The sequence below is a fragment of the Longimicrobium sp. genome, from assembly GCF_036554565.1.
Classification (GTDB): Bacteria; Gemmatimonadota; Gemmatimonadetes; order Longimicrobiales; family Longimicrobiaceae; genus Longimicrobium.
Window position 1 is genome coordinate 1 of the sequence record NZ_DATBNB010000571.1, and the last position, 9,382, is coordinate 9,382.

Annotated in this window: 9 protein-coding genes; 6 read left to right on the top strand and 3 right to left on the bottom strand. The window is 69.9% G+C overall.

Features of this window, described 5'->3' with window-relative positions:
- Window positions 1-60: 60 nt before the first annotated feature.
- The gene (locus VIB55_RS15645) at window positions 61-843 is read right to left on the bottom strand and encodes an SDR family NAD(P)-dependent oxidoreductase (protein WP_331877594.1); all 783 of its coding nucleotides are present in this window, start codon (window positions 841-843) and stop codon (window positions 61-63) included.
- Between the two features lie 3 nt (window positions 844-846).
- The gene (locus VIB55_RS15650) at window positions 847-3,171 is read right to left on the bottom strand and encodes a bifunctional salicylyl-CoA 5-hydroxylase/oxidoreductase (RefSeq protein ID WP_331877595.1); all 2,325 of its coding nucleotides are present in this window, start codon (window positions 3,169-3,171) and stop codon (window positions 847-849) included.
- 160 nt (window positions 3,172-3,331) lie between these two features.
- On the opposite strand from VIB55_RS15650, the gene VIB55_RS15655 reads away from it, so the two are divergent.
- The 6 genes from VIB55_RS15655 (at window position 3,332) to VIB55_RS15680 (ending at window position 8,265) form a co-directional block, all read left to right on the top strand.
- On the top strand, window positions 3,332-4,123 hold the full coding sequence (locus VIB55_RS15655) for a PhzF family phenazine biosynthesis protein (protein WP_349263040.1): 792 nt from the start codon (window positions 3,332-3,334) through the stop codon (window positions 4,121-4,123).
- Window positions 4,123-4,545 carry a RidA family protein gene (locus VIB55_RS15660; protein WP_331877597.1) on the top strand — a complete coding sequence of 141 codons (423 nt, stop codon included), beginning with the start codon at window positions 4,123-4,125 and terminating at the stop codon, window positions 4,543-4,545. The genes VIB55_RS15655 and VIB55_RS15660 overlap by 1 nt, the downstream gene beginning before the upstream one ends.
- Window positions 4,546-5,221: 676 nt before the next feature.
- Window positions 5,222-5,548, top strand: a complete 327-nt coding sequence (locus tag VIB55_RS15665; protein ID WP_331877598.1) for a hypothetical protein — start codon at window positions 5,222-5,224, stop codon at window positions 5,546-5,548.
- 109 nt (window positions 5,549-5,657) lie between these two features.
- A complete protein-coding gene (locus VIB55_RS15670; protein ID WP_331877599.1) occupies window positions 5,658-6,125 on the top strand; it encodes a hypothetical protein in 468 nt (155 codons plus the stop codon).
- A gap of 14 nt (window positions 6,126-6,139) precedes the next feature.
- Window positions 6,140-7,576, top strand: coding sequence for a D-alanyl-D-alanine carboxypeptidase/D-alanyl-D-alanine endopeptidase (gene dacB / locus VIB55_RS15675; protein WP_331877600.1), 1,437 nt, complete (start codon window positions 6,140-6,142; stop codon window positions 7,574-7,576).
- A 179-nt stretch (window positions 7,577-7,755) separates the two neighbouring features.
- Complete coding sequence (locus tag VIB55_RS15680; RefSeq protein WP_331877601.1) at window positions 7,756-8,265, top strand: YfiT family bacillithiol transferase; 510 nt, start codon at window positions 7,756-7,758, stop codon at window positions 8,263-8,265.
- 582 nt (window positions 8,266-8,847) lie between these two features.
- Here the strand turns inward: VIB55_RS15680 and VIB55_RS15685 are convergent.
- Window positions 8,848-9,382: lamin tail domain-containing protein (locus VIB55_RS15685; protein ID WP_331877602.1), on the bottom strand; the 535-nt coding region annotated here is incomplete at its 5' end.

Here is a 9,382-nt window from a genome sequence, read left to right on the forward strand (position 1 = left end):
ACGCGACACCAGCCGGACGCGCGCGTAGCTGCCTTCTACTTCGACGTTTAGCCGGAGGCCCTACATCACCTCCCCGCCCGCCACGCCGATGCACTGCCCGGTCACCGCCGCGGCCTCGGGCGCACACAGCCATCCCACGGCGCTCGCCACCTCCTCGGGCCGGATCAGCCGGCCGATGGGCATCACGCGGGTGATGGCCTTCATCGCGTCCTCCTCGGACCGGCCCGCGCGTACCAGGTTGTCGATCGCCGAGCGCGCCATGTCCGTATCGGTGTACCCCGGGCACACGGCGTTTACCGTGATCCCCTGCTTTGCCGTTTCCATCGCCAGCGCGCGCGTCAGGCCGACGACCCCGTGCTTGGCGGCGCAGTACGCGGCCGTGTGGCTGTACCCTTTCAGGCCAGCGGTGGACGCGACGTTGATGATCCGCCCCGACCGCGCCTGCACCATGGCCGGCACCACCTCGCGCGTGCACAGGAAGGTGCCCGTCAGGTTCACCGCCAGCATCCGGTCCCACACCTCGCGCGTGGTCTCGGCGAAGGCGACCCCGGCGGACTGCCCCGCGTTGTTCACCAGCACCGCCGGATCTCCCATCTGCCCGCGCACCGCCGCGAACGCCTCGCGGACCGATACCTCGTCCGCTACGTCGCAACGGATGGCGATTGCGTCGACTGAATGCGCGTCGTGGATCTGCCGCGCCTTGGCCTCCAACTCATCCAGGCTGCGCCCAAGCAGCGCCACGTTCGCCCCCAGCCGCCCCAGCTCGTCGGCGATGGCCGCGCCGATGCCGCGGCCCCCGCCGGTGACCACGGCCAGCTTCCCCTCCACGTATCGTCCGCTCATCGCTCAGATGGTGCTGGTGCCCAGCATCTCCTGCTGGCGCTGAAGGGTTCGCTCCAGCTGCTTCTTGCCCGTGACGTACTGAACCGGCCACGGCTGCTCCTGCCAGCCCAGCTGCGCGGCGGCGTGAAGCGTCCAGTGCGGGTCCGCCAGGTGGGGCCGGCCCAGCGCGACGAGGTCCGCGCGCCCCGCCGCCACGATGCCGTTCACCTGGTCCGGCTCCGTCACGTTGCCGACAGCGATCGTGGGCACGCCGGCCTCGTTGCGGATGCGGTCGCTGTAGGGCGTCTGGAACATCCGCCCGTACACCGGCTTGCCCAGCGGCGTGGTCTGCCCCGTGGAAACGTGGATGATGTCCGCCCCGGCCGCGCCGAACGCCGCCGCCATCGCCACCGCGTCGTCGGGGGTCACCCCGTCATCCACCCAGTCCGTAGCCGATACGCGAACCGACATCGGGCGGTCTTCCGGCCACACGTTCCGCATCGCCCGGAACACCTCCAGCGGAAACCGCAGCCGGTTCTCCAGCGAGCCGCCGTACTCGTCCGTCCGCCGGTTGCTGACGGGCGTCAGAAAGCTGGATAGCAGGTAGCCGTGCGCGCAGTGCAGCTCCACCATGTCGAACCCCGCCTCTTCCGCCATCCGGGTCGCACGGACGAACTGCTCGATCACCGCGTCCATGTCGGCGCGCACCATCTCGCGCGGCACCTGGTTGCGCGGTCCATAGGGCAGGGGCGACGGACCCATCACCTCCCATCCGCCCTCCTCCAGCGGCTCGTCCATCCCCTCCCACATCAGCCGCGTGGCGCCCTTTCGCCCCGAATGGCCCAGCTGCAGGCAGATCCGGGCACGGCTGCTCTCGTGGACGAAGCGGACGATCCGCCGCCACGCGTCCGCGTGCTCCGGCTCGTACATCCCCGTGCAGCCCAGCGTAATGCGCGCCTCGGGCGACACGCACGTCATCTCGGTGAACACCAGCCCAGCCCCGCCCAGCGCGCGGCTCCCCAGATGGACGAGGTGAAAATCGTTGGGCACGCCGTCCGTGGCGGAATACATGTCCATCGGCGAGACGACCACGCGGTTCTCCAGCCGCATTCCACGCAGGCGAAAGGGCGTGAACATCGGCGGCGGACAGCTTTCCGGCTCGCGTCCGCCCTCCGCGCGAGAGGCGAACCACCGCTCCACGCCGGAAAGGTAGACGCTGTCACGCAGGCGCAGGTTCTCGTGGCTCACCCGCTGGCTTCGGGTGAGCAGGGAATACGCGAACTGTCGCGGGTCGAGGTGAATGTAGCGGCGGACGTTCTCGAACCATTCCATGGAGTTGCGCGCCGCATTCTGCAGCCGCAGCGCCTCCGTCCGCCGCTCGTCGTGGTACGCCTGCAGCACGTCCGCCAACGGACGGGCGCCCTCGTTCAGCAGGCGGGCGAGCGCGATGGCATCCTCCATCGCCAGCTTGGTCCCGCTGCCGATGCTGAAGTGCGCCGTATGCGCCGCATCGCCGATCATCACCACGGGCGCCACGTCGCCATCCATCGCGAACCATCGCTCGTTGGACACGCGGGTGAAGCGGATCCACGGCGAGCGCAGGTGAGGGGCGTTGCTCATCAGCGGATGCCCGTCCAGCCACGGCGCGAACATCCGCTCGCACGCGGCCACCGTCTCCGCCTCGCCCATCCCGTCGAACCCCGCGCTGGCCCACGAGCGCTCGTCGCACTCCACGATGAACGCCGACTGCTCGCTGGAGTAGCGGTAGGCGTGGGCCTGGAAGACGCCGTGCTCGTTTTCGACGAAGGCGAAGGTGAAGGCGTCGAAGAGCTTCGTGGTTCCCAGCCAGCAGAACGGGGCCTTCCGCACGTCCAGGTCCGGGGCGAAGCGATCCGCGTACTTCGCGCGGATGCGACTGTTCACGCCATCAGCCGCGACGATCAGGTCCACGTCTCCGAGGTCCAGGCCCCGCAGCGCCGCATCGTCCGCCACGTCGGTGCCGAAGCGCAGGTCCACGCCCAGCTCGGCGGCGCGGTCCTGGAGGATGCGCAGGAGCGTCTTGCGGGCGATGCCGCTGAAGCCGTGGCCGCCGGAGGTAATGGTGGTGCCGCGAACGTGGATGTCGATGTCGTCCCAGTGGGCGAACTCGTCGGAAATGCGCGCGTGGGTGGGGGCGTCGGCCTCAGCCAGGTAGCCCAGCGTCTGGTCGCTGAACACCACGCCCCAGCCGAACGTGTCGTCGGCCGCGTTCCGCTCCAGCACGGTTACCTGGTGCCGCGGATCGGCCTTTTTCATCAACAGCGCGAAGTACAGTCCGGCGGGCCCGCCGCCGATCACCGCCACCTTCACCGGCTGTCTCCCGTGCAGGATGGGTCGTGTGGGAAAGTCACTGGAGTGACTGCCCAGTCTACGTCGCGCGGCGGACGGTGGGAAGGGCGCGCGCGCTTTGCCGGCCGGGTTGGTGACGGGTACATTGACGCGCCAGTCCACCATTCACCGCGAGTCGCAGATGCCCCAGCCCATCGTCCAGGTAGACGCCTTCGCCGACCGCCCGTTCACCGGCAATCCCGCCGCCGTCTGCGTCCTCGACCAGCCGCGGGAGGAGGGGTGGATGCGGGCCGTGGCGATGGAGATGAACCTGTCGGAAACGGCGTTCCTCCTGCGCCGCGACGATGGATGGGACCTGCGCTGGTTCACCCCCGCTGTCGAAGTGGCCCTTTGCGGGCACGCCACGCTGGCCAGCGCCCACGTGCTGTGGCAGGACGGATTGCTGGCGGATGGCGATGAAGCCCGGTTCCACACTCGCAGCGGCCTGCTGACGGCGCGAAAGGACGGGGGGTGGATTTCGATGGACTTCCCCGGCAAGCCGGAACACGCTGCCGATGCGCCCGAGCATCTGGCCCGCGCGCTCGGCGCGGAGCCGGTCTACGTTGGCCGCAGCCAGTTCGACCTGCTGGTGGAGCTTGAATCCGAAGCCGCCGTGCGCGCGCTGGATCCCGACCAGTCGCTGCTGAAGCAGGTGGAGGCGCGCGGGATCATCGTCACGGCCCGCGCGGACGGTGGCGGCTACGATTTCGTGTCGCGCTTCTTCGGGCCGCGCGTCGGCGTGGCGGAAGACCCGGTGACGGGCTCCGCACACTGCGTCCTTGCGCCGTACTGGGCACGCAAGCTCGGGCGGAACGAACTCGTGGGATACCAGGCGTCTCCCCGAGGCGGCACCGTGCGTGTGCGGGTGGATGGAGACCGCGTGATGCTGGGCGGCCGCGCGGTGACGACGCTGCGTGGCACGCTGGAGGTGTGATGGCCGATGGGGTGACGGCCGAGCGGGTGGGCGGCAGAACGCGCGTTTCCAGCGGAGGTCCGTGGGAGGCACGCGTCGGCTATTCGCGTGCGGTTCGTGTCGGTCCCTGGGTGCACGTGTCCGGCACGACGGCGACGGGTCCGGACGGCACGATCGCAGGCGTCGGCGACGCTTACGAGCAGACGCGCTACGCGCTGGAGAAAATCGGCGTTGCCCTGCAGGCGGCGGGTGCGCGGATGGACGACGTGGTGCGCACCCGGATGTACGTCACCGACATCGCGCGGTGGGAGGAGGTCGGCCGCGCCCACGGCGAGTTCTTCGCCCACGTGCGCCCCGCCGCCACGATGGTGGAGGTAAAGGCGCTGATCGACCCCGACATGCTGGTGGAGATCGAGGCCGAGGCCTACATCGGGGATCGCTGACGCGGCTTCATCCCCCATCCGACCGCACCCATCGAAGCGCGCTTTCCTCATTCGCCCCCCCGGCCATGTCATCCAGAGGCCCGAGCGCACCGCCCCTGCCCGTACATCATCCCACGCGGGCCGAAGGATCTTGCCTGAACCACCACCAAACCTAGCGCCGCAGCGACACGGAATTCCGGACCTCGGCCCTGCTGGGGCGACTGAAGTCGCGGCAACAACGGCCCAAAGTCCGCCTTCGCGGACTCACGCGTAGCCGAGTGCGCCTGGCCGGCCGAAGCGCGGTTCAGGTCACTTCCGGCCTGAGGTGTGGGTGGGCTGGCTCGCGGCGCGCGGGCCGGCGCCCCCCATCCCCAACCCTTCCCCCGCAAACTGCGCGGGGGAAGGGAGCCAGTAGAGTGCGCGAGGCCAGCCGTAGCGCAATCGAATTCTCCTCTCCCCCATGGGGTTTATGGGGGAGAGGCCGGGAGAGGGGGGCGGCCGCGGCATGCGCCAGTGTCAGCCGACGCCGAATCGAAGTCCTCCCCTCTCCCGCGCTGTCGCTGTTTGCGGGGGAGCGCCGCAGGGAGCCCCCCGTGCATCCACTCTGGCACCGTTCCTGCCCAGACAGATGTTCCGTTCCTACCGGCCCTTTCCCCGTGGCCGGCGCACGACCCACCACCCCTCAGCGATCCTGCGAATGAGACGGGAAACCCGCTCGTCCGCTCGCCACGCAGACTCGTGGCGCAGCTTCGACACCCGCGCGCGCCGCAAGGTCGACGCGCAGATCCGGGCCGGCGAGCGGCCCTGCTGTCCCCACTGCCAGACGCTCCTGGAAGCACGCCCCACCATCCGCGTCGCCCGCTACCTGGTGCTCGACGCCACGGGCTACGACCTGGAGTGCGAGGGGTGCCACCGCTACCGCTCCATCGTCCGCCACACCGCCCGTTCGCTGCGCTTCGTGCGCATGCGCCGGCTGGTGGCCGCGGTGCAGGCCGCCGGCGCGCCGCGGACCGCGCTGGCCTGAGCCCCGCCGGGGGTGGCACGGGCGTTGCTCCCGTCCGGGGGTTCGGAGCAACGCAAGCCAACCGCCAACCCGCCGCCTGAACGCGGCGGGAACCCCGGGAAATTCAGAGATGTCCCTGCACCTGTTCAGCACACCGGTCCAGTGCACCCGGTGCGGCACCGTGATGGACGACCCCACGGCCGACCGCTGCACCAACTGCGGAAACCTGCTCAAGGAGCGCCGCACGCCCCGGCGCCTGGCCGGCGTAGAGGCACGCTACGGCAGCCTCCGCGTGCTGCTGAACGCCATCCGCTTCATCGCCGTGCTGGTGCTGCTGCTGGGCGGCCTGGTGTTCTTCGCCACGCTGGGCGATGACGGTCAGAGCCCTGTGGAAACGGGGCTGGTGCTGGTAGGCGCCATCGTCATCGCCGTCGCCATGCTGGCCCTGGCCGGCATCTTCGTGCTGATGATGGACATGGAAGAAAACACCCGCTCCTCGTTCCGCCTTCAGCAGCTGATCCTGGAGGAGCTCGAGGCGGCCCGCGGGGTGACGCCGGACGACGTGGACGCGGTTCCGCCGCCAGCGGGGACTGCCTGAAGGTGAAGCGCTCCATGAAGCTGTCGCGTACCGCCGCCGCGCTCGCCCTTGGGCTGGGCGCGGCCGCCGCGTCCCTCGCCGGTGGGGCCGTCACGCAGTCGCCCGCGGGGCCCCTGCAGGCCCAGGCCGACGCCATCGTTCCCAACAAGAGCGAGTGGACCATCCTGGCGTGGTCCATCGACCGCAACCAGCCGCTCTTCGCCGTCAACGCCGACCAGGCCAAGGTCCCGGCCTCCAACAACAAGGTGTTCAGCGCCATCTGGGCGCTGTCGCTGCTGGGGCCGGACTACCGCTTTCCCACCGACCTGCTGATCACCGGGCCCGTCGAGAACGGGGTGCTGCGCGGTGACGTGGTGATCAAGGGCTCGGGCGACCCGGCGTTCGGCTATCCATCGTACGATCGGGACGTGATGGCCAGCCCGCGGAAGATGGCCGAGTCGCTCAAGCGGCAGGGCGTCACCGTGGTGGAGGGCGGCGTGATCGCCGATCCGTACATCCACGACCGCCAGAACTTCGGGCCGGCGTGGCCGCTGGATACCGGCAACGGCGCCTCCCGCTACGCCCCCACGGTCAGCGGGCTGCCGTTCAACCGCAACATGCTGTGGATCGAGATGCGCCCGGGCCCCGGTGGGCTAGGCTATGCGCGCATTCCCGAGGTCCCCGAAATCCCGGTCATCAACACGGCGCGGATGGGCGGCGGACGGGCCTACGCGGTGCGCAAGCCGGACGAGGACACCGTGCGCATCCGCGGCGCGGTGGGCGGGCGCGGGCCGCACCGCTTCGGCGTGGGCGCGTACGAGCCGGCGTACCTTGCTGCGGGCGCCATCCGCCAAGCCCTCCGCGAGCAGGGGATCCAGGTGCGCGGCGGCATCCGCATCGCACCCACGCCCAAGGGCGCCGCGCTGGTGCACCGCCACCTGAGCATCCCGCTCATCGAGATCGTCAACCAGCTGGGCCGCAAGTCCGACAACTTCTTCGCCGAGCACGTGTGGAAGGCGGCCGTCGCAAAGGCCACGGGGCAGGGCACCTTCACGGGCGGCGGCCCCGCGTCGGCCGTGTTCTTTCACGACAAGGCCGGGGTTCCCTGGGGGCACCTGTGGCAGGCGGACGGCTCCGGGCTTTCGGCCGAGAACCGCACCAGCGCCTCGGCCATGGTGCGCTCGCTGATGTTCGCGCACAAGCAGCCCTGGTCGCGGCAGTTCCACGAGTCGCTGGCCATGGCGGGCGATCCCGACGGCACCCTGCAGCGGATGTTCAACAACCCTCCGGCCAAGGGAAACCTTCACGCCAAGACTGGCTACATCCGCGCCGTACGTTCGCTCTCGGGCTACGTGACGACGGCGGGGGGCGAGACGGTGGTGTTCTCGTTCATCTACAACGGCCGCAACACCTCCGGAGCGCGTGGCGTGCAGCTTCAGCTGGGCGACCTGCTGGCGGGGTATCGCCGGTAGTCGCCCCTCTGGTCGATGATGAAGGGCCGGCGCCGCGCGCCGGCCTTTTGCGTTGCATCGACTGCTGGCGGCCTCACCGCTGCTGAGACGATGCCTCTTTCGGCGGCGGGACCGGGCGGAATAGAATCCGGGGGGGAATGTAGATCGTGCAGTTCCACGTTCCACATGGGGAGGGGCAGATGACGACGGCGGCCACGGAAACGGCGGATCCACGGTATCCGGTCGGGCGATATCGTCCGGAGCGGGAGATTGCCGCGGACCAGCGGGCGGATTGGATTCAGCAGATCGCCGACACGCCGGTGCGCTTTCGCCAGGCGGTGGACGGGCTATCGGACGAGCAGCTGGATACGCCGTACCGCGAGGGCGGCTGGACGGTGCGGGACCTGGTTCATCACCTGCCCGACAGCCACATGAACGCGTACATCCGCGTAAAGCTGGGGCTGACGGAGGAGAGCCCGTCCATCAAGACGTACGACGAGGCGGCCTGGGCGGTGCTGCCCGAGCCGGGGATCACCCCGCCGGAAGTGTCGCTGGCGCTGCTGGATGCGGTCCACGTCCGCTGGGCCCGTACGATCCAGCACCCCGAGTGGGGGGCGATGCGGCTGGACCAGCTGCTGGGGCTGTACGCCTGGCATGGGCGTCATCACGTGGCCCACGTCACGCGGTTGCGCGAGCGGAACGGCTGGTAGGAGCGGCTCGGACAGCGGAAAGCCCCGACACGGGCCGCTCGCGCGTCCCGATCGGGGCTTCACTGCACGCTCATCGTACCTGCCGGAGCGCGATTTGTCATCCCGACGGAGCGGCCACGGCCAACCTGCCGACACACCGTACCCCGCAGCGACCGAGGGATCCGCCACACACTCCGGGCGCGCCCCACGGTCCTCCACCCCACCACAACAAGCCAGTCCGCGCAGGCGGACATCGTGTGGTTGTTGCAGCGAATTCATTCGCCCGCGACGGGCCGGGTGAGCGCGACGAACCTGGCTGGGCTGTGAGGCGTGTCGACCGGAGCCGGCGCATGCCTCGGCTGCCCTCTCCCCCGGCCCCTCTCCCGCAAGCGGGAGAGGGGAGAATTCGATCGCGCTCCGGCCGGCCCGACGCACTCGACTCGCCCGTGCAGTCCGCGAAGGCGGAACTTTGGGCCTTTGTTGCCGCGACTTCAGTCGCCCCAGGGAGACCGGGGCCCCCGGGATGACCGCTGGGGCTCAGGATGACAGGGTTTGGTGCTGGGTCGGGTGCGGGGCGGGCCGCTGTGCCGAACCCCGCGCTCCTCAGAACGCGGTGCCGTTGGCGCGCTTGCCGCCGGACGACTGCAGCGTGCTGATGCTCGTGTGCAGCACCCAACTACCCGTGGCGCTGGCGTCGGGGTTCCGGTTCATCGAGACCCCGTCCGTTCCCGACAGCGACGAGGGATACGTGTAGCTCGCCTTCGTCACCCCCGACCCGTCCTTCAGGATCACCGAGTCGCCGCTGTTCGACAGGTTCAGCTGCGCCGTCGACGCGCCCACCGCGTTCGTCGACCCGGCCGGAATTCCGGACGTGGCGCCGTAGACCACGATGGCCTTCCCCGCCGCCAGCGTGGTGCCGGCCGCAAAGGTGTGGCGCACGCCCGTGGCGTCGGAGATCGTCCACCCCGCGATGCTGATGGAGGTGCCGCCCACGTTTACGAGCTCCACGAACTCGCCCGCGACGTTGCTCCCGGCCTCGTTCGCCAGGATCTCGTTCAGGATCACCTGCGCCGGGGTCGACGCGACGGTGATGGTGAACGATGCGTTGCTGGCGTCCGTCACCGTCGCCGACGTGGCG